This window comes from Kitasatospora sp. NPDC056184, assembly GCF_042268405.1.
Taxonomy (GTDB): domain Bacteria; phylum Actinomycetota; class Actinomycetes; order Streptomycetales; family Streptomycetaceae; genus Kitasatospora.
Map to the genome: position 1 here is coordinate 216,909 of NZ_JBHJUI010000005.1, position 22,736 is coordinate 239,644.

Genomic DNA, 22,736 nt, shown 5'->3' on the forward strand with positions numbered 1-22,736 from the left:
GCAACGCCAGGTTGCCGCAGGCCGGTGGCGGCGCCCACCCCCGTGGGACGCCGCCACCGGCCCGGCTCACGGGGCCCCCGGCGCGGGCGCGCCCACCGGCCCCCGCACGGCCGCCCCCCGCACGGCGGGCACCAGCGCGGGCCCGGCCAGGGCGAACAGGCCCGCCAGCACCACCCAGCCGACCGCCCCGTGGTCCACCGCGGTCAGGGTGACCACCAGCGGACCGATCACATGCGCGCCCGCCTGCCCGCTCAGGAACACCCCCTGGTACTCGCCGTGCGCCCGCGCGTCCGCCAGGTCCAGGCTGAGCGTCCAGCCACCCGCCGAGGTCAGCAACTCGCCCAGGCTGTGCACCAGCGCGCCGGCCAGCAGCGCCCCGGCCGCCGCCCACGCCGGGCCGTACTGCGCCGCCGCGTAGCCCAGGCAGCCGGCCGCCAGCAGCAGCGACCCGCGCGCACAGGCCCGCGCCGCCGAGGGGACGTCCGCCACACCCCGGCTCGCCCGCACCTGGAACAGCACCACCAGCAGGCAGTTGACCACGTTCACCGCCGCGACCGTCGCGGCCGGCGCCTCGGTGCCGAGCACCACCCAGAGCGGCAACCCCACGGTCAGCACCGCGAGTTGAAGCTCCAGGACGGCGTGCAGCGCGGTGACCAGAAGATAGCGGCGATCGCGCAGCGCCGTCCGCCGGCCGCCCTCGCCACCGGACTCCCGAACCCCCTTGCCGGGAACCGGTGTTGCTGGCTCCGGCAGCCCGGCCAGCAGCGCCGTCACACCCAGGAAGCTCGCCGCGTCCAGCACCAGCATCGTCACGTACCCGGCGTAGGAGTCCGCCTGCAGGGCGAGCGCGGCGCCGAGCGAGCCCACCACCAGGCCCGCGTTCGCCACCGAGCGCAGCAGCGCCCGCGACCGCACCTGCCCCTCGGCCGGCAGCGCCCGCGCGATCAGCGCGCTGCGCACCGCCCCCGCCCCGCGCGACAGCACCGTCGCGACGCAGGCCAGCGCCACGAACGCGGCGAAGGAGTGCGCGAAGGCATAGCCGAGCAGCGCCGCCGCCTCCAGCGGCCCGAGCACGAGCAGCAGCCGCCTGCTCCCGACCCGGTCCGCGAGGCGCCCCATCGGCACCCCGGCGAACACCCCGCACACCCCGGCGACGGTGAGGCCGAGCGCCACCGAACCGGGCGTCAGACCGAGGGAGCGGGTGAAGAACAGCACGTTCACCGTGACGAAGAGCCCGTCGCCGACGGCGTTCACCAGGCTCATCAGCACGAGCCGCCGCAGCAGCGGCTCGGCGGGCAGCAGGCGGCGGCCGGGGGCGCGCGCAGGCGCCCCCGCAGAGGTGGAGGAGGTCATGGCAGAAGCACAGCGGGGTTCCCGGGCGGGCGGAATTCTTTTACCGTTACGGTCAATGTTCGAGTTCCGTCTCGGGGTCGACGACCTCGCCGCCACCTGGTTCGCCTACTCCCCGCTGCAGGAGGCGGTGCTGGGCCTGCGCGCCCGCCGCCGGCCGTCGTACTACCCGGAGCAGCAGCCGTGGATCGCCGGCTGGCAGGACCGCTACGCCGCCCTGGACACCGCGCTGTTGGACGTGCTGATCGCCCCGAGCGGCTTCGTGCCGGACTTCCTGACGCCCCGTCCGTCCGCGCCCAGACCGGCCTTCGCCGACGAGCTCGCCGAGATGGCGCGCACCCCGCCGGAGGTGGTGCGGGCGGACCTGCTGGCCGCCTACCCGGGCGGCGGGTGCCCGCTGCCCCCGGTGCTGGCGGCGCCGATCGACGATCCGGCGGCGCTGGCCGCGCTGACCGCCCGGACGGCGGAGGCGCTGGAGGCGTACTGGACGCGCTGCCTGGCCCCCGCGTGGTGGCCGCGGGCGCGGTCGGTCCTGGAGGCGGACCTCGCGTACCGGGCCCGGATGCTCTCCGAGCGCGGCGCGGAAGGGCTGTTCGCGGACCTGGACGGCCGGATCTCCTGGCAGGACGGGGCCTTGCGGCTGACCGACGACACGCCGGTGGTCCGGGCGCTGGGCGACTCGGTGGTGGAGGTGGCCGGACGGGGCCTGGTGCTGATCCCGACGCTGGCCGGACGCGGCGCGCAGACCGACATCACCCAGGACGATCCGCCGCTGATCACCTACCCGGCGCGCGGCAAGGCCACCATGGCGGAGGGCCTGACGGGGCCCGGCGGGTCGGCCGGTCCGGCGGCGGCGCCCGCCGGGCAGGCCGGCCCGGCCGGGCTGGTGGGGCTGATCGGCCCGGCCCGGGCGCGTCTGCTGATGCTGCTGGCGGCCCCGGCCAGTACGACGGAGCTCGCCCACCGGCTGGGGGTGACGCCGGGCGCGGTCAGCCGGCACCTCGGCGCGCTGGCCGCCGCCGGCCTGCTGGAGCGCACCCGGCACGGCCGCCGGGTGCTCTACCGGCGCAGCGGCCTCGGCGACTCGCTGGCGGCCGGCCGCCCCTGAGACGGGTGCCGGGGCCGCAGGGGCGGCCGGACGGCGGAAGCGGCCGGGAGGGCTCAGCCCAGCAGGGGCAGTGCGGGGAGGGTCAGGAAGTCCGGGAACTCCTCCTCCAGGGCGATCTGTTCGAGCAGCCGGGCGGCGTCGTCCCAGCGGCCGGCGGCGTAGGCCCGCTCGCCGAGTTCGGCACGGATCTCCGCCAGTTCCCGGGCGACCAGGGTACGGACCAGTTGGGCGGTGGCCTTCTCGCCGGTGTCGGCGAGGACGACGTCGTTGTGGATCCACTGCCAGATCTGCGAGCGGGAGATCTCGGCGGTGGCGACGTCCTCCATCATGTGGAAGATGGCGACCGCGCCGAGGCCGCGCAGCCAGGCCTCGATGTAGCGGACGCCGACCTGGACGGCGTTGTGCAGCCCGGCGCGGGTGCAGGTGCCGCCGGCCGCGGCGATGTCGAGCAGTTCGGCGGCGGTGACCGGTTCGGCCGGTCCGGGGTTGTCCTTCTGGTGCGGGCGGTCGCCGAGGACGGCGTCGAAGGAGGCGCGGGCGACCGGCACGAGGTCGGGGTGGGCGACCCAGGAGCCGTCGAAGCCGCCGCCGGCCTCGCGGTCCTTGTCGGCCCTGACCTTCTCCAGAGCGGCCGCGTTGACCTCGGGGTCCTTGCGGCTGGGGACGAAGGCGGCCATGCCGCCGATCGCGTGGGCGCCGCGCCGGTGGCAGGTCCGCACCAGCAGCCGGGTGTAGGCGGCCATGAACGGGGAGGCCATGGTGACGGTGTTGCGGTCCGGCAGGACGAAGGGCCCGCCGGCGTCGCGGAAGTTCTTGACGAGGGAGAACAGGTAGTCCCAGCGGCCGGCGTTGAGCCCGGCGGCGTGGTCGCGCAGTTCGTGGAGGATCTCGTCCATCTCGAACGCGGCGGTGACGGTCTCGATCAGCACGGTGGCGCGGATCGTGCCGTGCGGGATGCCCAGTTCGGCCTGGGCGTGGGTGAAGACGTCGTTCCAGAGCCGGGCCTCCAGGTGGCTCTCGGTCTTCGGGAGGTAGAAGTACGGCCCGGAGTTGGGGTCGCCGGCCCCGCGGGCGAGCAGCCGGGCGGCGTTGTGGAAGAAGTAGAGGCCGAAGTCGAGGAAGGCCCCGGCCACCGGTGCGCCGTCGACCAGCAGGTGGTTCTCGTCGAGGTGCCAGCCGCGCGGGCGGACCACCACGGTGGCGAGTTCGGCGGCGGGCCGCAGGGTGTAGGCCTTGCCGGCGGAGGTGGTGAAGTCGATCCGGCCCTCGAAGGCGTCGATCAGGTTGATCTGGCCGCCCACGACGTTCTCCCAGGTGGGCGAGGTGGCGTCCTCGAAGTCGGCGAGCCAGACCCTCGCCCCGGAGTTGAGCGCGTTGATCACCATCTTGCGGTCGGTGGGGCCGGTGATCTCGACCCGGCGGTCCTGCAGCGCCCTGGGGGCCTCGGCGACCTTCCAGTCGGCGGCGCGGACGGCCGCCGTCCCGGGCAGGAAGTCCAGGGTGCCGGTGCGGGCGATCTCGGCCCGGCGCTCCCGGCGACGGGCGAGCAGCTCGCGGCGGCGGCCCTCGAAGGCGCGGTGCAGGCCGGCGACGAAGGCGAGCGCCTCCGCGGTGAGCACCTCCCCCGCCCGGTCGACGTGCGGACCCGCGACCGTGACGACCGGAGCGGCGGCGAAGGCTCCGGGTCCCTGATCTTCAACCATGAGCAGGACACTCCTGAGTGGAAGGCTTGATTCTGTAAGGTGGAGACTAGTTTCCGCGATGCAGAATTTCAACGGCGTGTTGAGATGATCGCGGGGACCGCCCTCCTCCCCCGACAGCGAAGGGAACACCGGTGGCACCGACCTCCGACAGCACCGAGAGAACGGCCACGGAGCGCGCGAGCGGCGGGGTGCAGTCCGTCGAGCGCGCCTTCCAGCTGCTGGAGGCACTCGCCGACTCCGGAGGCGTGGCGACGCTCAGCGAGCTCTCCACCTCCTCGGGCCTGCCGATGCCGACCATCCACCGCCTGGTTCGCACCCTCGTCCAGCAGGGCTATGTCCGTCAGGACGCCACCCGCCGCTACACCCTCGGCCCGCGGCTGATCCGGCTCGGCGAGACCGCCGGCCGGCTGCTCGGCAGCTGGGCGCGCCCCTACCTGGCGGAACTGATGGAGGCCACCGGCGAGACCGCCAACCTGGCGGTGCTGGAGGGCGGCGAGGTGGTCTACGTCGGCCAGGTGCAGTCGCGGCGCTCGATGCGGATGTTCACCGAGGTCGGCCGCCGGGCGCAGCCGCACTGCACCGGCGTGGGCAAGGCGCTGCTGGCGCAGCTGCCGGAGGAGGAGGCGCGCGCCGTCCTCGGCCCCAACCCGCTGCCCGCGCACACCCCGCACACGGTGACCGACCCGCAGGAGCTGATGCGGCAGCTGGCCGAGGCCCGCGAGCGCGGCTACGTGGTCGACGACCAGGAGCAGGAGATCGGGGTGCGGTGCATCGCGCTCGCCGTCCCGGGCGCACCGACCCCGACGGCGCTGTCGGTCTCCGGCCCGGAGGCCCGGATCCGGGCCCTGGAGGAGCCGGCCGGCACGGCGTCGCTGGTGCCGGTGATGCAGGGGATCGCGACCCGGCTCGGGCAGGTCCTGGCCCCCTGACGGCCGGGCGGGCAGCCGGGCCGGTGGCCGGCCGGGCGCACGGCGGACTTTCGTATGACCGGCGTTCGTATGACAAGCCTTCGCCCGTTCGAGCCACCCGAGCGCGGGTTGCTCCCGGTTTGCCCCGGTCCGTCCGGACCCTTCGGCGACGCTGGTGCGGACGCGGCCCGCGACGGCGCGGGGCGCCGGACACGGAGGGCAGGGTGAGCGGGATGACCCGCAGCGGATCCGTTCGAGGTCTCCTCGGCAGGTCCTTGGCAGTGGGGTGCACGGTGGTGGCACTGGCGGCCGGGCAGGCGTGGGCGGATGTGTGCACGCCGGACGACCAGGCGCTCGCGCCGGGGGCGAGCGCCCCGGCCGCGGAGCCGGCGGCCGGTACGGGCGCCGACTCGGGCGCGGACTCGGGCGCGGCGAGCCCGGAGGCGGCGAACCCGGGCACGGCAGGCTCGGCCGCCGTGTCCTCGGGTGCGGCCGCCGACCCGGCGTCGGCGGCCCGGACGTCCGACTCCGACCTCTACGTGGTCCGGATGGACCCGGACGCCGCCCCGCCCGGCGGCACCACCACGGTGCACGCCTTCATCGGCAACCTCGGCCCGGACACCACGGCCTCGCCGTTCACCGTCGTGGTCACCCTCCCCGAGGGCGTCACCGCCGAGGGCCCCTACTTCCCGGACAACTGCTACGCCTTCCAGGAGGGCCACCGGGTGCGCTGCACCTTCCCGGCCGGCCTGCCGCGGTTCGCCAGCGCGACGGCGCTTGTCCCGGTCCGGCTGGCGACCACCGTCCCGGCGCCCGGCACGCTGACCGGGGGCTGGGTGGCGGTGCGCAGCGACGACGACTGCAACGAGGAGAACAACCGGCAGCCGTTCGAGATCGCGGTCGTCGAGACGGCCGGCCGCGAGTAGCCGGTCGGGAGGAGCCGGTCGGGAGGAGGCGCGGAGGCGGTCCGCGACGGCGGTCCGCGCCGTGCGGCGATCGGCACGGGGGCCCCGGGCGCGGAGCGGTGCCGCCCCGCGCCCGGGGAGAGGCCGGGGAGCGGGTGCGGGCCGGTGCGGCGGGTCCGGCGGGGAAAGTGCGCCGCGGAGGCGGAGCGGTCGGATAAGTTGGAGCTCCGTCCGCGCCGTCCGCGCCGCCCGACAAGGAGACCCGTCCCACCATGACCGCGCCCCTGCCCGCCTTCGCCGGCCGTACCTACCTGTTCCGGGTCGACAACGGCGCGGCCTTCCGCAACGCCTACTCGGCCGACGGCAAGCGGCTGCGCTGGGAGGGCCTCGGCGAGTCGGCGGGGCAGTGGGAGGACGTCGCCCTGCACGTCGCCGAGGTCGGCCCGCAGCTGTACTTCGTGAGCTGGACCGAGGTGAGCGGCATCACCGTCAGCCACGTCATGGACCTGGCCCGGATGACGGTCCGCGCGTTCTGGACGTACGAGGGCGAGGGCGGCCGGGTCGGCGAGCTGCACACCGGCACGCTGGAGCAGGTGGGCTGATCCCCGGCCCCGGGCCGGTGCGGCCCGCCACCGGGGCGGCGGCCCGCGCCGGGTCCGGTCAGACCGACTGGCCGGCGGCCGGGACCGTCAGGTGCTGGGAGACCCACTCCAGCGAGGACGGGAGCAGCCGGCTCCAGGTCTCGAAGTTGTGTCCGCCGGTCTCCATCATGCTGTAGGAGACCTTCATCGGGGCGTGCACGGCGGCCACGAACGCCTCGGTGTCGCGCCGGTAGTCGCCGTCCCCCTGCCGGGTGCCGGCCAGCAGCACCGCGACCTTGGGCTGCGGCAGGTTCTTGAGCCGCCACATCAGGTCGGCCTCCTTGCGCCGCTGGTCGCTGCCCTTGAAGAGGTCGCCGGTGCTCGGGTCCTCGGCGGCCTGGTAGTAGCCGGAGAGCGAGACGGCGGTCGGGAAGACCTCCGGGTGGCGCATCGCCAGCTTGAGGGCGCAGTAGCCGCCGGTCGAGTTGCCCATGAACGCCCAGGCCTGCGGGTCGGCGGAGACCCGGTAGCTCGCCTGGATCGCCGAGGGCACGTCCTTGGTGAAGTAGCTCTCGGACTGCGCGCCGCCCGGGACGTCCTCGCACTCGGTGTCCTGCGGCAGCGCCGGCGAGGGGCGCACCAGCACCATGACGGTCGGCTGCATGCGGCCCTCCTGGAGCAGCTTGAGCGCCGCGCCCGGGTAGTTGAGCCGGGTGACGAGGTTCTTGGCGATCCCCGGGAAGCCGGTGCTGACGATCAGGACCGGGAACTGCTTCTGCGCGTACTCCGGCTGGAAGTACTGCGGCGGCAGGTACACGTACCCCTCGGTGGAGAGGCGGGTGGTGGCGCCGTCGATGCGGACCTCGCGGATCTCGCCGGACTTCCCCGGGTCGCGGCCGAGCGCGCCGCCGCCCTGCACCTCGGCGTGGCCGATGGTCTCGACGCGCAGCCGGCCGGAGGCGTCCACCTTGTTCTGGATGACCACCGGGCCGTTGTCGCCGGTGCCCAGCAGGTCGTCCCAACTGCTGTAGAACGCGAAGTAGTTGTTCGCCACCAGGCCGAGCGCGGCGAGCACGGCCAGCTGGGTGGCGAGCAGGGCGCCGATCCGGCCGAGGACGGCCTGCCAGCTCCGCTTGGACAGTCTCGGCCACAGCCAGACCGTTCCGGCCATCGCCGCGACGGCGACCAGCACGGTCAACGCCAGCACCTTGTGGCTCGTCAGACCCATGTCGTGTTTGCTCCCACGCCTCGTACTCCCCCGCCCCGGGGAAGGACACCCGGGAGGGCCGCCCCGGTTCCCCCGACCGCAGCGAGTTCGTCGCCCGGGCGCGACCCCTCAGCCTAGCGTCCGCGCGAACCGCTCCGTCCCCGCCGACCAGCGGTGACGCCCTCGGTCCGGAGGAGGAGGCGCGGCCGGGACCGCCGTGTCGCGGGCGGTCCCCCGCGGGAGCGACACGGGCGCGGTCAGTCGACGCGGCTCCAGAGGCCGAGGCCTCCGGTGAGTTCGCGCACGCAGCGGGTGCCGAGTTCGCGGGGCGAGCCGGGGCCGACGGCCGGGGCGCCGGAGAGCGCCCACTGCTCCAGGGCGACCCGGATCGCGGCGGTGGCGGCGGCAGCGGCGAGCCGGATCTCCAGGGCGTCGGTCCCGGGCGGGCAGCGGTCGGCGATCGCGGACCGCAGCCGCTCCTCGGAGTCGGCGTGCACCCGCTGCCAGACCGAGGCGAGGCGGGGGTCGCGCAGCAGCTCGCGGGTCCAGCGCATGGCCTCGGCGGCCTCGGCGTCGGCCGGGCTCAGCGACTCGGCCGCCGACCGCTCCAGCGCCTCGCGGACCGGCAGGTCGGTCGCGCTCTCGGCGAACAGCCGCACCCAGCGCTCGCCGCCGGCCGCGAGCAGCGGGGCGACGGCGTCCTCCTTCTCCGAGAAGTAGCGGTAGAAGGTGCGCAGCGAGATGCCCGAGGCCTGGGCGATCTCCTCGGCGGTGACGGCCTCGGCCCCGCGCGCGGCGAACAGTTCGGCCGCGGCCCGGGCGATCTCCAGCCGGGTGCTCTCACGGCGGCGCTGGGTCAGGGTGGGGCGTCCGGTCACGGGCTCAGCGTACGCGAGTCGGCACGTCGAGACTTTTTGGCACAACGTGCCATGTAGGCGTACCGTGCCAGTAGGGTCGCGAGACCACGAACCGAACGGAGTACCACCATGGAGCGCTTCACCGGACGGAACGTCCTGATCACCGGCGGCGGCTCGGGCATCGGCCAGGCCACCGTGCACCGGATCCTCGCCGAGGGCGGGCGGGTCGTCGCCGTCGACGTCAACGAGGACGGCCTGAAGGCCACCCTGGACCGCGCCACCGCCGAGGGCACCGCCGACCGCCTCACCACGACGGTGCTGGACGTGTCGGACGAGGCCGCCGTCCGGGCCGGCGTCGCCGAGGCCGTGGCCCTGCTCGGCGGCCTGGACGCACTGGTCAACGCGGCCGGCATCCTGCGCTCCGCGCACACCCACGCGACCAGCCTGGAGTTCTGGAACAAGGTGATCGCGGTCAACCTGACCGGCACGTTCCTGATGACCCGCGAGGCGCTGCCGGCGCTGCTCGCGGGCGGCAAGGGCGTGGTGGTGAACTTCAGCTCCACCTCCGCGACCTTCGCCCACCCCTACATGGCCGCGTACGCGGCGACCAAGGGCGGCATCCAGTCCTTCACCCACGCGATCGCCGCCGAGTACGCCAAGCAGGGTCTGCGTGCGGTCTGCGTCGCGCCCGGCAGCATCGACAGCGGCATGACCCACGACCCGGGCCTGCCGGCGGACGCCGACTTCAGCCTGCTCGCCAAGCTCTCCCCCGCGATCGGGCAGGGCTTCGCCGGGCCGGAGACCGTGGCCGGGGTGATCGCCATGCTCGCCTCGGACGACGGCGCGTTCGTCACGGGCACGGAGCTGCGGATCGACGGCGGCACCCACATGTGAGGCCCGCGCGACGGCGGACCCGGGGCGCGGCGGGGCGGCGGCGCGGGCGGACGGGGACGGCGCGCTGACAACTGACAACTGACAGCTATCAGATAACAGATGACGGATAACAGATATCAGATTCTGTCAGCTGTCAGCCGCCCCCTCGTCGGGCGCCGCCCGCCACTCGGCCGCGAAAGCCCTGGCGGGGTTGGCCGTGAGGAGACGGTGCGGGAGGTCGGGGCCGAACGCGCGGGTCAGTCGGGGGCCGAGGCCGGTGAGCAGGTGGGTCGGGCCGGGGGCATGGCGGGCGGCGCGGGTCGTGGTGTCGCCGCCGAGGAGCAGTTGGTCGGCGCGGCCGGCCTCGACGAGGGCGGCCACCGTGTCGAACAGGTGGTGGTCCGTCGCATGGTGCGCGCGGGAGGGGCCGTCCAGGGCCAGGAACGCTCCGGAGGGCGCGAGTTCGCGCTGCAGGCGCAGATCCGGGTGCCGGTTGAGGTGGCCGAGGATCACCCGGCCGGGCGGGACGCCATGACGCTCGCAGAGCAGGTCGAGGACGTCCGGCGCGGCGGTGCCGAGTTCGTGGTGCACGGCGATCGGCGCACCGGTGGCATGGTGCGCCTCGGCGGCGGCCGCCATCACCCGCCGGGTGTGGGCGTCCAGGCCGTGGAAGTCCCCGGCCACCTTGATCAGCCCGGCGCGAGCGCCCTCGGGCGCGCCGTGCAGCCCGGTGGTGAGCTCCGCGACGAAGAACCCGGCAAGTCCGGCGTAGCGCCGTTCGAGGTCCGCCGGGTCGTAGTGGACGGCCTGGTGGAGCCCGGTGGCCGCGACCAGGTGGACGCCGGTCGTGCGGGAGAGTTCCGGCAGCAGGTCGGCGCGCCGCCCCATTCCGGCGGGCGTCCACTGGACGAACGCCCGGCCGCCGGCCGCCGCGAAGGCGCGCAGCACCTCCGCGGCCGCGGCCGGGTCGTCCAGCTCCTCGCCGGGCAGCCGGGGGCTGCGCAGGAAGAGGTGGTCATGGGCGTCGCAGACGCCGAGGTCGGCGGGGTCGAGGTCGCCGAGGACGGTCCGGACGGCGCTCGTGGTGGCGCGGGCGCTCATGTCGCCTCCGCGAAGGTCGCGGCGGCGACCCGCAGTCCGGCGAGCGCCTTGGGAACGCCGACGTAGGGCGCGAGGTGGACCAGGACCTCGGTGATCTCCTCCCTGGTCAGCCCGATCCGCAGGCTGTTGCGGACGTGGTCGGCGAGCTGCGGCTCCACGCCGCCGAGTGCGGTGAGCGCGGCGAGGTTGGCCACCTGGCGGTCGCGCAGGGCGAGTCCGGGCCGCTGGTAGGTGCCGCCGAAGAGCGCGGTGACGATCCAGTCGGCGAAGCCGGGGGCGAGATCGTCGAGCGGCCCCAGGGTGCCGGCCCGGGTCCCGGGGCCGGCGAGTTCGGCCAGCAGGGCGTAGCCGGCGGCCCGGTCGAACGGAGCGGGGACAAGGTCGGCGGCGCCGAGGCCCTTCTCGACGCGTTCGCCGGCTCCGGGGGTTGCTGCCTCGTTCATCGGGCGGGGGTTCCTTTCACCAGTGCCGGCCGACGGGCAGCCGGTCGAGTTCCGGGCTGGAGAGATGGTGCACGCGGTACCGGGTGCCGGGCACGCCGTCCGGGGCGGCGGCGTGCCAGAGGGCGAAGCGCAGCAGTTCCCAGCGGTCCGGGTCGACGGCGACGGCGGCGGTGTGCAGGTCGGGGTGGTCGGGCAGTTCGGCGACGGCGCGTTCGACGGCCTCGGCGGGGTCGGCGCCCTCGGGGAGCCGCTCGGCGTGCCGGGTGGCGGTGGCGGGGCCGCTCTCGGCAGCCGGGCCGCGGCGCAGTCCCGCGCCGTGCCAGTGCCGTACGGCGGGGCGGCCGAAGTCGGCGGCGAGACCGCGGAATCCGGGGCCCCAGAGGAAGCTGTTCATGCCCTCGGCGGTGCGCCAGAGGTAGAACGGCGCGTACTGGTTGACGGGCGAGCCGTCGAGGCCGCGTTCGCGCACCAGGTAGGCCTTGAGGCCGAGGCCGGGGTGGTCGTCGAGCAGGTGGCCCCGGGTGGCGATCCGCCGGCGGACGATCCCCATGTCGTAGTCGGCGGGGAGGGTGATCTCGTACTGCATGGCGTGCACGGCGGGCTCCGTAAGGGGGTCGGGCCGGTGGCGGTCGGGCCGGTGGCCGCAGGTGCGCAGCTCGACCGGGGCGGCGGTTCAGTCGGCGCGGTGGGCGGCGAGCAGGGCCAGGGCGCCGCGGACGGCCCGCTCGAACGGTTCGGCGCTGTCGGCGGCGCGGGCCAGCACGTAGCCGCCCTGCACGACGGCGACCACGGCGGCGGCGAGGTCGGCGGGATCGGCGCCCGGCCGCAGGTCGCCGCCCGCCTGGCCCTCGGCGATCACCTCGGCGATCCGGCCGCGCAGCCAGTCGAAGGTCTCCTCGACGGGCGCGCGCAGCCGGGGGTCGGCGACCACCTCCGGGTCCTGGGCCATCCGCCCGATCCGGCAGCCGCGCAGCACGTCGCGCTCGCGCCGCAGATAGGCGGCGACCCGGTCGTGGGCGGTGCCGGGGCCGGCGAGATCGGCCTCCGCGACGGCGCGCATCTGCTCGGCGCTGCGGCGCAGGGCGGCGGCCGCGAGGTCCGGCTTCCCGTCGAAGTGGTGGTACATGCTGCCCTGGCCGACGCCGGCGCGCTGCTGGATGGCCTTGGGGCTGGTGCCGACGTAGCCGCGCTCCCAGAGGAGTTCCTGGGTGCTCTCGATGAGGCGGTCCTGGGTTGCCATGCCGGCCACTGTACCTACAGGTACAGAGCCCTGTACATACCAGTAGGTACAGAGCACCCGGCGGGCCCGGAGAGCCGGAAGGCCGTGGGCCGCCCCCCGGCGGTCCACGGCCCTGTGTGATCGTCGTCCCCGCCCGCCCCGCCCGGCATTCCTCGACGGACGGTGGCGCAGATCACCTCGCACGGCCGCGGCCTGGCAGGATGTCCGGCATGACCTACCTCGCCGCGGATGACCGCTACGCCTCGATGACCTACCGCCGGGCCGGCCGCAGTGGCGTGCTGCTCCCCGCCGTCTCGCTGGGCCTGTGGCACAACTTCGGTGACGCCCAGCCGCTCGACGTCCAGCGGGCGGTGCTGCGCCGCGCCTTCGACCGGGGTGTCACCCACTTCGACCTGGCCAACAACTACGGCCCGCCGTACGGCAGCGCGGAGCGCAACTTCGGGTACCTCTTCGCGCAGGACTTCCGCCCGTACCGGGACGAGCTGTTCATCGCCTCGAAGGCCGGCTACGACATGTGGCCCGGCCCCTACGGCGAGGGCGGCAGCCGCAAGTACCTGCTGGCCAGTCTGGACCAGTCGCTGGGCCGGATGGGCCTCGACTACGTGGACGTCTTCTACTCGCACCGCTACGACCCGGACACCCCGATCGAGGAGACCATGGGCGCGCTGGACTCGGCGGTCCGGGCGGGCAAGGCGCTGTACGCGGGCATCTCCAACTACCCGGCGGAGCAGCACCGCGAGGCGGTGGCGATCCTGCGCGAGCTGGGCACCCCGATCCTGATGAACCAGTGCGCGTACTCCGTCCTCAACCGCTACGTCGAGGACGAGGGCGTGCTGGACGCGGTCGCCGACACCCAGACCAGCCTGATCGCCTACTCGCCGCTGGCGCAGGGCCTGTTGACCGATCGCTACCTGTCCGGCGAGGTGCCGGCCGGGTCGCGAATGTCGATCGGCAAGTTCCTCCGCGAGGAGGCGCTCACCGGGGCGAAGCTGGAGCAGCTGCGGGCGCTAGCCAAGGTGGCGGAGCGGCGCGGGCAGACCCTGGCGCAGCTGGCGCTGAGCTGGGTGCTGCGGGACCCGCGGGTGGTGTCGGTGATCATCGGGGCCAGCAGCGTGGCGCAGCTGGACCAGAACCTCGACGCGCTGGCGGGCGCTCCGCTGACCGCCGAGGAGCTGGCCGAGATCGACGTGCTGAGCCGCTGACGCCGGGCCCCGGGCGGTGCGGCGTACCGGCCGGGCGCGGTGCGGCACGTGCCGCAGGTGCGGCGCGCCCGGCCGGTCGGTACTGCGTGACCGACCGGGCGCCGCGCTCGTTGGACCGCGCGTACGGGACCGTCCGTACGCGTCCTTCGAGACCTCGGGAGCCCGCCGTGCGGACGTACCTCCTCCGGGCCGTCGCCCGCTTCGCCCGGCAGCTGGCGCTGACCTCGCCGCTGCCGTTCCCCCTCCTGCCCGGCGCCCTACCGGCGGCGGATCCCCAGCGCCGGTAGCACCGTCTCGGCGACCCGGTGCGCCTCCTCCAGCAGCGGGTTGCCGGAGAGGATGAAGGTGTCCACCCCGAGCGACTCGAACTCCTGGAGCCGCTCGACCACCTGGGCCGTCGAGCCGACCACGGCGGTGCCCGGGCCGGGGCGGAACAGGCTCATCCCGGGCCAGAGGTTGGGGTGCACCTCCAACTCCCGCGCCCGCGCCGGAACCTTGCCGCCGTGCTGGCGGAACTGCCGCTGCCAGCCGACCCCGTCCTCCCCGCGTACGCCGCCGAGCTGACGGGCGTAGGTGGCCTCGCTGGTGACGTCCAGCAGCCGGTCGGCGGCGGCCCAGGCCTCGTCCTCGGTGTCGCGGACGATCAGGTGCAGCCGCAGGCCGATCCGCAGGCTGCGGCCGTGCGCGGCGGCCCGCTCGCGGACCAGGTCGAGCTTCTCCTTCAGCTGCCGCGGCGGCTCGCCCCAGGTGAGGTAGACGTCCACGTGCTCGGCGGCCATCTCGATGCCGGCCGGCGAACTGCCGCCGAACCAGAGCGGGATGCCGCCCGGCTGGACCGGGGGGAGTTCGCGCAGGCTCGCCCCGGCGTTCCGCAGGTCGTAGAACTCGCCCTTGTGGTCGAAGACTTCACCGGCGGTGAGGCGCTTGACGATCGACCAGTACTCGGCGCTGAGCCGGTAGCGGTCGTCGTGCTCGACGTGCAGGCCGTACTCGCGCAGCTGCTCGGTGGAACCGTTGACCACGTTGAACCGCAGCCGTCCGCCGTGCAGGTGGTCGAAGCTGAGCGCCATCTTCGCCAGCAGGGTGGGCGAGACCAGCCCGGGGTGGACGGCCAGCAGCGGCTTGAACGCCGGGGTGGTGGCGGCGGCCAGGGCGTTGCCGAGGTCCCACACGTCGTAGAGGTCGGTCGCCAGCAGCGCGCCGGTGTAGCCCAGGCGCTCGACGCTGCCCGCGAGTTGCTGGAGGTAGCGGAGGTCGACCGGTCGGCGGCCGGCCGGCTCCCAGGGGTAGTGGCCCTCGCGCGGGATGATGTACCAGAGGACTTCGGAGGCCATCGGTCAGACCGCCTCGGCGACGGCGGCGGCCACCGGGGCCTCCAGCGCGGACAGGTGGGCGTCGGCGACGGTCACCGCGCGGCCGATGAAGCCGACCCGGTGGAAGATGTCGGCCGCCTCCTGCTGCTCCGCGACGAACGCGGCGGTCGCCGGCTCCAGCCGCCAGGGCAGCCCGGCCAGCGCCGTGTGCCAGTCGTCGGCGCTGCCGCCGAGGTCCTCGGCGGCGATCGCGGCGGCCTCCGGCAGGTGCGCGGCCACCCAGGCGTCCGCGCGGCGCAGGGCGGTGGCGATCGCAGCGACCACCTCGGGGCGGTCGGCGGCGAACCCGCGTCGGGTGAAGAACACCGAGCGGTCGGTGATCACGTCACCGGTGCGGATCAGCTCGCGGAACCCGCCGCCGCGCCGGGCGGCGGCCAGCTCGGCGCCCTGGGCGATCCAGCCGGCGATCTCGCCCTCGCGCAGCCGCCGCGCCGGGTCCTCGCCGGCGGCCGGGCGGACGGCGGTGATGTCGTCGGCGTAGGAGAGCCCCTCGGCGTGCAGGGCCTTGGCCAGCAGGTGGGTCTGCCAGGAGCCGATGGCGAGGACGACGGTGCCCCCCTTGAGGTCGGCGACCGTCCGCACCGGGCCGTCGGCGCGCACCAGCAGCGCGCCGTGGTCGGGGCGGGGGGCGGAGACCGCCGCGTAGACCAGGTCGTGGCCGGCGGCCTGGGCGGTGACCGGCGGGGTGGAGCCGGTGCCGCCGAAGTCGATGGTGCCGTCGGCGAGCAGCTCGCCGGTGCGGGTGCCGTCGCCGTAGTGGTGGAACGCGCCGCTCTCCCCGAGCGGGGCCAGCTCCTCGTCCAGGTAGTCCAGTCGGGAGAGGTAGTAGAGCGACGGGTTGCTGGCGTGGACGCCGAGGGTGATGGCCATGGGGATCAACTCCTGTGGTGCGGACGGGGGTCGGGGGGTTCGAACGGCGGAGGCGGTGACGGTACGGGGGTTCAGTGGACGCCGAGGTCGGCGAGCAGGCGGCGGCGCAGGTCGGCGAAGGCCGGATCGGCCGGATCGCGCGGGCGCTCGACGGTGACGCGCTCGTCGCGGACCAGTCCGCCGTCCCGCAGCACGGCGACCCGGTCGGCGAGCCGCACGGCCTCGTCCACGTCGTGGGTGACCAGCAGGACGGCGGGGCGGTGACGGCGGACGAGGTCGCCCACGAGGTCCTGCATGCGCAGCCGGGTGAGCGCGTCCAGTGCGGCGAACGGCTCGTCCAACAGCAGTAGTTGGGGCTCGCGGACGAGCGCCCGGGCGAGCGCGGCGCGCTGCGCCTCGCCGCCGGAGAGGGTGGCGGGCCAGGCGTCGGCGTGCCGTTCGAGGCCGACCTCGGCGAGCGCCTTGAGGCCGGTCTCCCGGGTGGCCGTGCCGCGTGGCAGACCGACGGTGACGTTGGCGAGCACCCGCTTCGAGGGGACCAGCCGGGGCTCCTGGAAGACCACCGTGCGCACCGGCGGCACCAGGACGGTTCCGGCGTCGGCCCGGTCGAGGGCGCCGAGGATCCGCAGCAGGGTGGTCTTGCCGGTGCCGCTGGCGCCGAGCAGGGCGACGAACTCGCCGCGGTCGATGGAGAGGTCGACGCCATCGAGGACGGCCCGGGTGCCGAACACCCGGCGCAGGCCGCGCAGGTGGACGGCGGGGGCGGTGGAGGCGGCGGCGGGGTCGGTGGTGGTGTCGGGTGCGGTGACGGTGTCGGGTGCGGTGGCGGCGGGTGCGGTGCTCATCGGGTGGCTCCCGGGGTGGCCTTGCGCCAGGGCATCAGGACGCGCTCCAGGAGGCGGACGACGCCGTCGGCGGTGAGTCCCAGCAGTCCGTAGATCAGGATGCAGACGGCGAGGATGTCGGTACGCGAGTAGTTCTGCGCCTGGGCCATCAAGTAGCCGATGCCCTCGGTGGAGTTGATCTCCTCGGCGGCGATCAGGGCGATCACGCTGAGCGTCATGGACAGCCGCAGTCCGGAGAGCAGCGCCGGCAGGGCGCCGGGCAGGACGACGGTGCGCACGATCGCCCAGCGGCCGAGGCCGAAGCTGCGCATGGCCTCGATGAGCTTGCGGTCGGTGTTCCGGACACCGCCGGAGGTCGACACGTACATCGGGAAGGTGGTGGCGACGCCGATCAGTGCGACCTTGGCGGTCTCGGTGATGCCGAACCAGACCATGAACAGCGGGACGAGGGCGAGGAAGGGGACGGTGCGCAGCACCTGGACGGCCGAGTCCAGCAGTTCCTCGCCGAGGCGGAAGAAGCCGGTCACGACACCGAGCACCAGGCCGGTGGTGGCGCCGATCAGCAGGCCGAGGCCGGCCCGGGTGAGCGAGACGGTGAGGGCGTCGGCGAGTTGGCCGTTGCCCCACAGCTCGCCGACCGCCTCGGCGACCTGGGCGGGTGAGGCCAGGACGTCCTGGGTGAGGGCGCCGGTGGCGGAGGCGAGGGCCCAGCCGCCGAGCAGGGCGAGCGGGCCGAGGGTGCGCAGGGTGAAGGCGAGCGCCCGGGGGCGCGGGGTCTGGAGGCGGGTGCGGGGCTCGACCAGGCCGGCCGCGCGGGCGGCGGCGGTGCCGCGGTCGGGGCCCTCCCCGGCCGCGGGCGCGGCCGGGGGCGCCGCTTCCGGCTTGCTCAACGGGTCGGTGGTGACGCTCACTTGGCACCGGTCCCGAGCTTTTCGGCGTCGATCAGGTAGGGCTTGACGTCGACCAGCTGCTTGGTGACCTTCTGGTCGGCGAAGAACGCGGCGACGGTGCCGAACCGGGTGACGTCGGCCTCGCCGATGACGCCGGCGGGGGAGCCCTGCCGGGCGACCTCGATGGCGATGCCCTTCTCGGCGGGGGTGACGGCGGTCGGCCCGGAGTCGGTGAAGACGTTGAGGTAGGCGGCCGGGTCGGCCTTCTCCTTGAGGCCGTTCTCGCGCAGGTAGTCGTAGAAGGCCCGGACCACCTCGGGGTACTTGTCGGCGAATCCGTTGCGGACGGCCCAGACGGCGTAGTTGTCGGAGCCGACTTCCTTGCCGTTGACCAGGAAGTGGGCACCGGAGTTGGCGATCGTCGGGGTGGAGAAGGTGTTCCAGGTGGCCCAGGCGTCGACCTGGCCGGAGTTGAAGACGCCCGAGGTCTGGTCGGCGCGCAGGTAGACCCGCTCGACCTTGTCGGCCGGGATGCCGTTCTTCTCCAGCGCCTTGAGCAGCAGGTACTCGCTGGTGCCGCCCTGGCTGACGGCGACCTTGCGGCCGACGAGGTCCTGCACGCTCTTGATCGGCGAGTCGTTCTTCACCAGGATGCCCTCGCCGACGCCGTCGGGGGCGGTCTGGGCGAACAGCTTGAAGCCGGGCTTCTGGGCGAGCGCGGCGACGGCGGAGGTGATCGAGCCCTGGGCGACGTCGAGCTGGTCGGCGGAGAGCGCCTGCGCGGCGGGGGCGAACGGGCCGGCGCTGCCGGTCCAGGCGACCTTGGCGTGGACGGCGGCCAGCGCCCGGTCCAGCGAGCCGTCCTTCTTGCCGAGGGCGAGGAAGCCGTTGTTGCCGGGGTCGGGCACCCGGAGCACGACCTCGGCCTTGCCGCCGTCGGCGGAGGCCTTGGCCCCGTCGGCGGACGAGCCGCAGGCGGCCAGGGCGGTGGTGGCGAGCAGTGCGGTGGCGGCGAGGGCGAGGCGGGAGGGGTTCACGGGGTCGACTCCTGAGGAGGGGTGGCGGGGGCGCCGGGGCGGGCGGACGGGACCGGTGGTCGGTGGCTGACAACTGACAACTGACAGATTTCAGATGACCGATAACAGATTTTGAAATCTGTCATCCGATCGCTGTCAGCCGCCGTGCGTCCGCCCTTCGGCGCGGCGGGCGGCGAGCAGGGCGCGGGCGGCGCGGAGCGGCTCGGGGTCGGTCCAGGCGTGGACGTCGACCGGGCCGGCCAGGAATCCGTGCTGCTCAAGGAAACGTTTCTGCTGCTCCAGGAGGGCGAGGCGCTCCTCGGACAGATCGAGGTGCAGGGTGCGGTGGCCGCCCCGCGCGTACGCGCCGGAGACGCCCTCCTCCCCCGCTCCGGTCTCGGCGCTCAGGATGCGCGCGACCTCCGTCGGACGCTCGGCGGCCCAGTCGGCCGCCTCCAGCAGCACGGCGAGGAAGCGGGCCACCAGGTCCGGGTGGTCGTCCAGCAGTTCCTGGTGGACGGTGATCGGCCGGGGCGTGCCGTTGTTCACCCGGGCGCGCCGGTCCGGCGCCGCGTCCAGGTCCACGGCGACCTCCGCGCCGATCCGGCGGGCCGCCTCGACGGCGAGCGCGCCCTTGACGTAGACCGCGTCCACGACGCCGTCACGCAGCGCCGCCAGCTCCGCAGCCCACTGCCCGCCGCCCGGTGCGGCCGGCACGTCCACCAGTTCGGCGTCGTCCAGGGTGAGTCCGGCGAGCGAGAGCGCACCGTGCAGGCCGGCCAGGGCCATCGCCCGCCAGAAGTCGATCGCGATCCCATGTCGTGGGACGGCGAGCCGGCGGCCGCGCAGCTGTCCGGCGCCGGTGATGCCGCTGCCGGCCCGGACCAGGACGACCTGGCGCTCCTCGATCCAGGTGAGCCCGATCAGCCTGGTCCGCTCGCCGCGCGAACGGGCCCAGAGCGCCGGCACGTTGCCGCCCTCGCGGAACAGCCCGGTCAGGGCGTGGGTGTAGTGGTGGTCGGCGGCCACCTCCGGCGGCACGTCCTGGAGCGAGCGGACGGCGATGCCGTCGGCGGCGAACTCCCGGCCGAGCCAGCCCTGATCGGCCGCGATGCCGGTCGCGGTGGGGACGGGGCAGCGGGTGAACCAGAGGGTGTCGGGCACCTCGGGGGCGGACGCCGCCGGGACGGCGCCAGTGGAAGCGGCGGCGATCGGGGCGGCAGCGGTGGGGCTGTCGGGGCTGTCGTGGCTGGGCACGGTGGGCTGGTCCTCTGCGGAAGGGTGCGCGCGGACGCGGCGGGGCGCGGCGCGGCACGGGTCACCAGGCGTGACGGGGCGGGGAGTCCGTAGGGTGGTCGGCGCGGACGGAAGCGGCGCGTCAGCGACAACAGGCGCAGGAGGCGGGGCACCGGCGGTTCGTCACGGCGCTGCTCCTTCCTGCGGTCGGCTGCGCGGTGGACGGGGCTCGTCCGGTGCGCTGTGCCGAGCGTTCCACGACCTGCGGGCACCGGACAAGGGTTTGCCACATCATGGGATCGGTTGTTCATGAACGGCATCCCTTTGCAACGCCGTTGACACATTCCCGCAGCACACGCTGCCATAGTCTGGGAGCGACTCCGGTGAACCGACCGGAGCCGAGGACGGAACGAGAGGTGCCATGGCCGAGGCCGCCACCGCCGCCCAGAGCCCGCCGGCCGGCGCCCAGGCCGTCCAGCGGGCCCTCGGGTTGCTGCACTGCTTCCACGACAACGGCCCCGATCTGAGCGCCTCGGACCTGGCCCGGCGGATGGGCCTGTCGGTCTCCACCGCGCACCGCCTGGCACGCACCCTGGTCAGCGCCGGATTCCTGGAGCAGGACGAGCACACGGCCCGCTACCGGCTGGGCCCGGCCGTCGCCGAGCTGGGCCAACTCACCTTCCACCAGCGGGGACTGCACCTGGCCGCGCCCGAACTCGACCTGCTGTCGCGCCGCACCGGCGCCGCCGCCGACCTGGCGATCCGCAGCGGTCCGCACGCGGTGATCCTGGTCGGCGCCTCCGTCCGCCCGGACACCGGACTGGGGCTGCGCCGCCCGCTGCACTCCACGGCGCTGGGCAAGGTGCTGCTGGCCTGGCCGCGCCCGGGGGACGCGGGGGTCGCGACGCTGGGCCCGCTACCGCCGTTCACCGACCGGACCATCACCGAACCGGAGCGCCTGGACGAGGAGTTGGGGACGGTCCGGACGGTCGGCTACGCGCTCAACGACGGCGAGTCGGCGGCCGGCGTGCGCACGGTGGCCGTGCCGGTGCTGGACGGGGCCGGACAGGCCCGCTTCGCGCTCGCCGTCCGCTCGACGCCCGCCCACCTCACCGACGATCGGCTGGACTGGTTCCTCGGCCACGCGCGGTCCTGCGCCGGCGCGCTCGCCGTTCTGCTGCTGCCGCCCGACCAGCGCATATGACGGTCAGTCACCACAATGCCGAGGGCCGGGCGTTCAACGGAACGCCCGGCCCGGTGAACGGCCGTCAGGCGACCGGGGTGTACTTGTAGCCGACCCGACGGACCGTCACGATGCTGTCCCGGTAGGCCACGCCCAGCTTGCGGCGCAGCCGGGCCACGTGCACGTCCACCGTGCGGCCGTCGCCGACGTGGCCGTAGCCCCAGACGGCGGAGACCAGGTGGTCGCGGGTGTGCACCCGCTGCGGGTGCTCGGTCAGGTGGGCGAGCAGCTCGAACTCCAGGTAGGTGAGGTCGAGCAGCCGCCCGTCCACGTAGGCGTTGCGGCGCTCCACGTCGACCGTGATGCCGCGGCCGGCGGGCCGCACCGGGCGGACGGGCGCGCCGCCGGCGAACCCGCCGGAGGCCGGCACGCCGGCGACGGGCTGGCCGACGACGGACGGACCGGAGCCGAAGGGCACGGCGGAGGACGGGCCGGTCGGCCCGCCGGCGGCGGGCGCCGGAACCGGAGCCTGCGCCGGGGCCGGGATCGAGGCGACCGGGAAGCCGGTCGGCGCGGCGCCGCCCTCGGCCGGGACCAGCACCAGGTAGCCGACCATCGGCTGCCCCGCCGAGGCGCCGAACTGCGCCCCGTACTGGGCGAGCAGCGCCTGCGGCAGCGAGCCCTGGGGCAGCGCCGCGACCACGGCCGCGCCCTCCGGCAGCGCCGCGAGCAGCGCCTGCGGCGGGAGCGACGGGACGACCGGGCCCTGGCCGGGCGACAGCGGGGAGACGGAGGGGACCGCCCCGACGGGCGGGACGGAGCCGGGCTGGCCGACCGCCGGGCGCTGCGGGACGCTCCCGCCGTGCCAGCGTTCGGGGTTCGAGGTGACGGAGCGGACCGCGCGCAGGTGCGGGGTCGCGGAGGGAACGGAGAGGGTGGCGGTGGAGGGGGTGGACATGATGCCGCTCATTTCGCGCGTGACGGACGGGGTGGAGTCGTCTGCGCGTCGACCGGGCGTACTGCCGAGGACTGACCCGAGGTCAGCGGAGGGAGTGCCGGGACGCGCTGGGCGATCCCGGACACGTCTGGTCGAACAGGTGCGGCTGCCGGGACGGCCAGAACGGCTCGAGGTCGAGGTGCCGACCCCTTCTTCCGTCCTCGGCGTGCTTCCCGCGCCCATCCGGCCGGGCGGCCCCCGCACGGCGCCGCGTCCCTCCGGCCGCCCCGGCCGTCCCGACGGCGACGCGGGCGGCGGCGCGGACGGTGACGGTGGTGGCGGCGGCCGGGTGGAGGGTGGTGCTGGCGAGGTTCACTGGTGCTCTCCGCGAAGCGGGCAGGGACGACGGCGGCCCACCGGACGGCTGTCCGGTGCTGCCGGGTCGACGGTGCGAGGGGCCGTCGGCTTCCATCGGACCCGATCGGTCGACCGGATCGGGCGACCGGGGCGGGCCGGGCCGACCGGGAGGGCTCCCGGGGCGGCGGACGACGGCGACGGTGACGTGGACGGCGAAGGGTGGCGACGTCAGCGACAGCAGGCGCTGCAGATGAGCGCGTGGTCGATGTACCGCCGGACGGTCAGCGCCGGGGTGACCGGGACGGGGAGAACCAGGGAGGCGAACACGGCCGCGGCACGTCGCTGTTCGACGTTCACGGTGCGGCCCTCCCCCCTCTGGTCTCGATGCGCCGGCACGTCCCTGTGCCGTGCTGCGGCGCGCGTGCCGGACGCACTCGGTGCGCGGCACGTTCGAGGCACCCCGGCAACCGGCCGGGCGACCTCTGTCCACAGAGCCTTCCACGCCCGGCCCGTCAAGGCAACCTGCCTGCCGCCGATCGTCCGGCATGTGA

24 protein-coding genes are annotated in these 22,736 nt (G+C 74.8%); 7 read left to right on the forward strand and 17 right to left on the reverse strand.

The genetic code is table 11. The annotated features are described in order from the left end of the window. Nucleotides 1-66 precede the first annotated feature (66 nt). A complete protein-coding gene (locus ACFC0B_RS12925) occupies nucleotides 67-1,353 on the reverse strand; it encodes an MFS transporter (protein ID WP_376085460.1) in 1,287 nt (428 codons plus the stop codon). Between the two features lie 55 nt (nucleotides 1,354-1,408). Between ACFC0B_RS12925 and ACFC0B_RS12930 the strand changes: the two genes are divergently transcribed. Beyond that, nucleotides 1,409-2,458: a helix-turn-helix domain-containing protein gene (locus tag ACFC0B_RS12930; RefSeq protein ID WP_376085462.1), complete on the forward strand. Its 1,050-nt coding sequence runs from the start codon at nucleotides 1,409-1,411 to the stop codon at nucleotides 2,456-2,458. A 53-nt stretch (nucleotides 2,459-2,511) separates the two neighbouring features. Here the strand turns inward: ACFC0B_RS12930 and aceB are convergent, their stop codons facing one another. Beyond that, nucleotides 2,512-4,161: a malate synthase A gene (gene aceB, locus ACFC0B_RS12935; RefSeq protein ID WP_376085465.1), complete on the reverse strand. Its 1,650-nt coding sequence runs from the start codon at nucleotides 4,159-4,161 to the stop codon at nucleotides 2,512-2,514. Between the two features lie 131 nt (nucleotides 4,162-4,292). On the opposite strand from aceB, the gene ACFC0B_RS12940 reads away from it, so the two are divergent. The 3 genes from ACFC0B_RS12940 (at nucleotide 4,293) to ACFC0B_RS12950 (ending at nucleotide 6,576) form a co-directional block, all read left to right on the forward strand. Then, nucleotides 4,293-5,090 (forward strand): IclR family transcriptional regulator, encoded by a 798-nt coding sequence (locus ACFC0B_RS12940; protein WP_376085467.1) that lies wholly within the window; start codon nucleotides 4,293-4,295, stop codon nucleotides 5,088-5,090. A 275-nt stretch (nucleotides 5,091-5,365) separates the two neighbouring features. Then, nucleotides 5,366-5,995 (forward strand): hypothetical protein, encoded by a 630-nt coding sequence (locus tag ACFC0B_RS12945; protein WP_376085470.1) that lies wholly within the window; start codon nucleotides 5,366-5,368, stop codon nucleotides 5,993-5,995. 251 nt (nucleotides 5,996-6,246) lie between these two features. Beyond that, nucleotides 6,247-6,576 carry a hypothetical protein gene (locus ACFC0B_RS12950; protein ID WP_376085472.1) on the forward strand — a complete coding sequence of 110 codons (330 nt, stop codon included), beginning with the start codon at nucleotides 6,247-6,249 and terminating at the stop codon, nucleotides 6,574-6,576. 58 nt (nucleotides 6,577-6,634) lie between these two features. Here ACFC0B_RS12950 and ACFC0B_RS12955 read toward each other — a convergent pair whose 3' ends face one another. Next, nucleotides 6,635-7,783, reverse strand: coding sequence for an alpha/beta hydrolase (locus ACFC0B_RS12955; RefSeq protein ID WP_376085475.1), 1,149 nt, complete (start codon nucleotides 7,781-7,783; stop codon nucleotides 6,635-6,637). A 236-nt stretch (nucleotides 7,784-8,019) separates the two neighbouring features. Continuing rightward, nucleotides 8,020-8,640, reverse strand: a complete 621-nt coding sequence (locus tag ACFC0B_RS12960; protein WP_376085478.1) for a TetR family transcriptional regulator — start codon at nucleotides 8,638-8,640, stop codon at nucleotides 8,020-8,022. A 108-nt stretch (nucleotides 8,641-8,748) separates the two neighbouring features. Between ACFC0B_RS12960 and ACFC0B_RS12965 the strand changes: the two genes are divergently transcribed. Continuing rightward, complete coding sequence (locus tag ACFC0B_RS12965; RefSeq protein ID WP_376085481.1) at nucleotides 8,749-9,513, forward strand: SDR family NAD(P)-dependent oxidoreductase; 765 nt, start codon at nucleotides 8,749-8,751, stop codon at nucleotides 9,511-9,513. Nucleotides 9,514-9,639: 126 nt separating this feature from the next. On the opposite strand, the gene ACFC0B_RS12970 is transcribed toward ACFC0B_RS12965, so the two are convergent. The 4 genes from ACFC0B_RS12970 to ACFC0B_RS12985 form a co-directional block, all read right to left on the reverse strand. Then, nucleotides 9,640-10,593, reverse strand: coding sequence for a phosphotriesterase (locus ACFC0B_RS12970; protein ID WP_376085484.1), 954 nt, complete (start codon nucleotides 10,591-10,593; stop codon nucleotides 9,640-9,642). Continuing rightward, complete coding sequence (locus tag ACFC0B_RS12975) at nucleotides 10,590-11,036, reverse strand: carboxymuconolactone decarboxylase family protein (RefSeq protein WP_376085486.1); 447 nt, start codon at nucleotides 11,034-11,036, stop codon at nucleotides 10,590-10,592. The genes ACFC0B_RS12970 and ACFC0B_RS12975 overlap by 4 nt, the downstream gene beginning before the upstream one ends. Nucleotides 11,037-11,052: 16 nt before the next feature. Next, nucleotides 11,053-11,631: a DUF4865 family protein gene (locus ACFC0B_RS12980; RefSeq protein ID WP_376085489.1), complete on the reverse strand. Its 579-nt coding sequence runs from the start codon at nucleotides 11,629-11,631 to the stop codon at nucleotides 11,053-11,055. A 78-nt stretch (nucleotides 11,632-11,709) separates the two neighbouring features. Then, nucleotides 11,710-12,276: a TetR/AcrR family transcriptional regulator gene (locus ACFC0B_RS12985; protein ID WP_376085491.1), complete on the reverse strand. Its 567-nt coding sequence runs from the start codon at nucleotides 12,274-12,276 to the stop codon at nucleotides 11,710-11,712. A gap of 209 nt (nucleotides 12,277-12,485) precedes the next feature. On the opposite strand from ACFC0B_RS12985, the gene ACFC0B_RS12990 reads away from it, so the two are divergent. Then, nucleotides 12,486-13,478, forward strand: a complete 993-nt coding sequence (locus ACFC0B_RS12990) for an aldo/keto reductase (RefSeq protein ID WP_376085494.1) — start codon at nucleotides 12,486-12,488, stop codon at nucleotides 13,476-13,478. A gap of 257 nt (nucleotides 13,479-13,735) precedes the next feature. On the opposite strand, the gene ACFC0B_RS12995 is transcribed toward ACFC0B_RS12990, so the two are convergent. The 6 genes from ACFC0B_RS12995 to ACFC0B_RS13020 form a co-directional block, all read right to left on the reverse strand. Further along, on the reverse strand, nucleotides 13,736-14,812 hold the full coding sequence (locus ACFC0B_RS12995; RefSeq protein WP_376085496.1) for an LLM class flavin-dependent oxidoreductase: 1,077 nt from the start codon (nucleotides 14,810-14,812) through the stop codon (nucleotides 13,736-13,738). A gap of 3 nt (nucleotides 14,813-14,815) precedes the next feature. Then, a complete protein-coding gene (locus ACFC0B_RS13000) occupies nucleotides 14,816-15,721 on the reverse strand; it encodes an ABC transporter substrate-binding protein (RefSeq protein WP_376085499.1) in 906 nt (301 codons plus the stop codon). A 71-nt stretch (nucleotides 15,722-15,792) separates the two neighbouring features. Continuing rightward, nucleotides 15,793-16,566: an ABC transporter ATP-binding protein gene (locus tag ACFC0B_RS13005; RefSeq protein WP_376085501.1), complete on the reverse strand. Its 774-nt coding sequence runs from the start codon at nucleotides 16,564-16,566 to the stop codon at nucleotides 15,793-15,795. Then, a complete protein-coding gene (locus ACFC0B_RS13010) occupies nucleotides 16,563-17,369 on the reverse strand; it encodes an ABC transporter permease (RefSeq protein ID WP_376085970.1) in 807 nt (268 codons plus the stop codon). The genes ACFC0B_RS13005 and ACFC0B_RS13010 overlap by 4 nt, the downstream gene beginning before the upstream one ends. A gap of 104 nt (nucleotides 17,370-17,473) precedes the next feature. Further along, a complete protein-coding gene (locus tag ACFC0B_RS13015; RefSeq protein WP_376085503.1) occupies nucleotides 17,474-18,493 on the reverse strand; it encodes an NrtA/SsuA/CpmA family ABC transporter substrate-binding protein in 1,020 nt (339 codons plus the stop codon). Nucleotides 18,494-18,628: 135 nt separating this feature from the next. Continuing rightward, a complete protein-coding gene (locus tag ACFC0B_RS13020) occupies nucleotides 18,629-19,636 on the reverse strand; it encodes an ABC transporter substrate-binding protein (protein WP_376085972.1) in 1,008 nt (335 codons plus the stop codon). Between the two features lie 493 nt (nucleotides 19,637-20,129). Here ACFC0B_RS13020 and ACFC0B_RS13025 point away from each other — a divergent pair, with 493 nt between their 5' ends. After that, nucleotides 20,130-20,912, forward strand: a complete 783-nt coding sequence (locus ACFC0B_RS13025; RefSeq protein WP_376085506.1) for an IclR family transcriptional regulator — start codon at nucleotides 20,130-20,132, stop codon at nucleotides 20,910-20,912. Between the two features lie 64 nt (nucleotides 20,913-20,976). Here ACFC0B_RS13025 and ACFC0B_RS13030 read toward each other — a convergent pair whose 3' ends face one another. From ACFC0B_RS13030 to ACFC0B_RS13040, 3 genes are all read right to left on the reverse strand, one after another. Then, a complete protein-coding gene (locus tag ACFC0B_RS13030) occupies nucleotides 20,977-21,507 on the reverse strand; it encodes a winged helix-turn-helix domain-containing protein (RefSeq protein ID WP_376085975.1) in 531 nt (176 codons plus the stop codon). Between the two features lie 424 nt (nucleotides 21,508-21,931). After that, on the reverse strand, nucleotides 21,932-22,204 hold the full coding sequence (locus tag ACFC0B_RS13035; protein ID WP_376085508.1) for a hypothetical protein: 273 nt from the start codon (nucleotides 22,202-22,204) through the stop codon (nucleotides 21,932-21,934). A 209-nt stretch (nucleotides 22,205-22,413) separates the two neighbouring features. Then, a complete protein-coding gene (locus tag ACFC0B_RS13040; RefSeq protein ID WP_376085511.1) occupies nucleotides 22,414-22,542 on the reverse strand; it encodes a hypothetical protein in 129 nt (42 codons plus the stop codon). Between the last annotated feature and the right edge of the window lie 194 nt (nucleotides 22,543-22,736).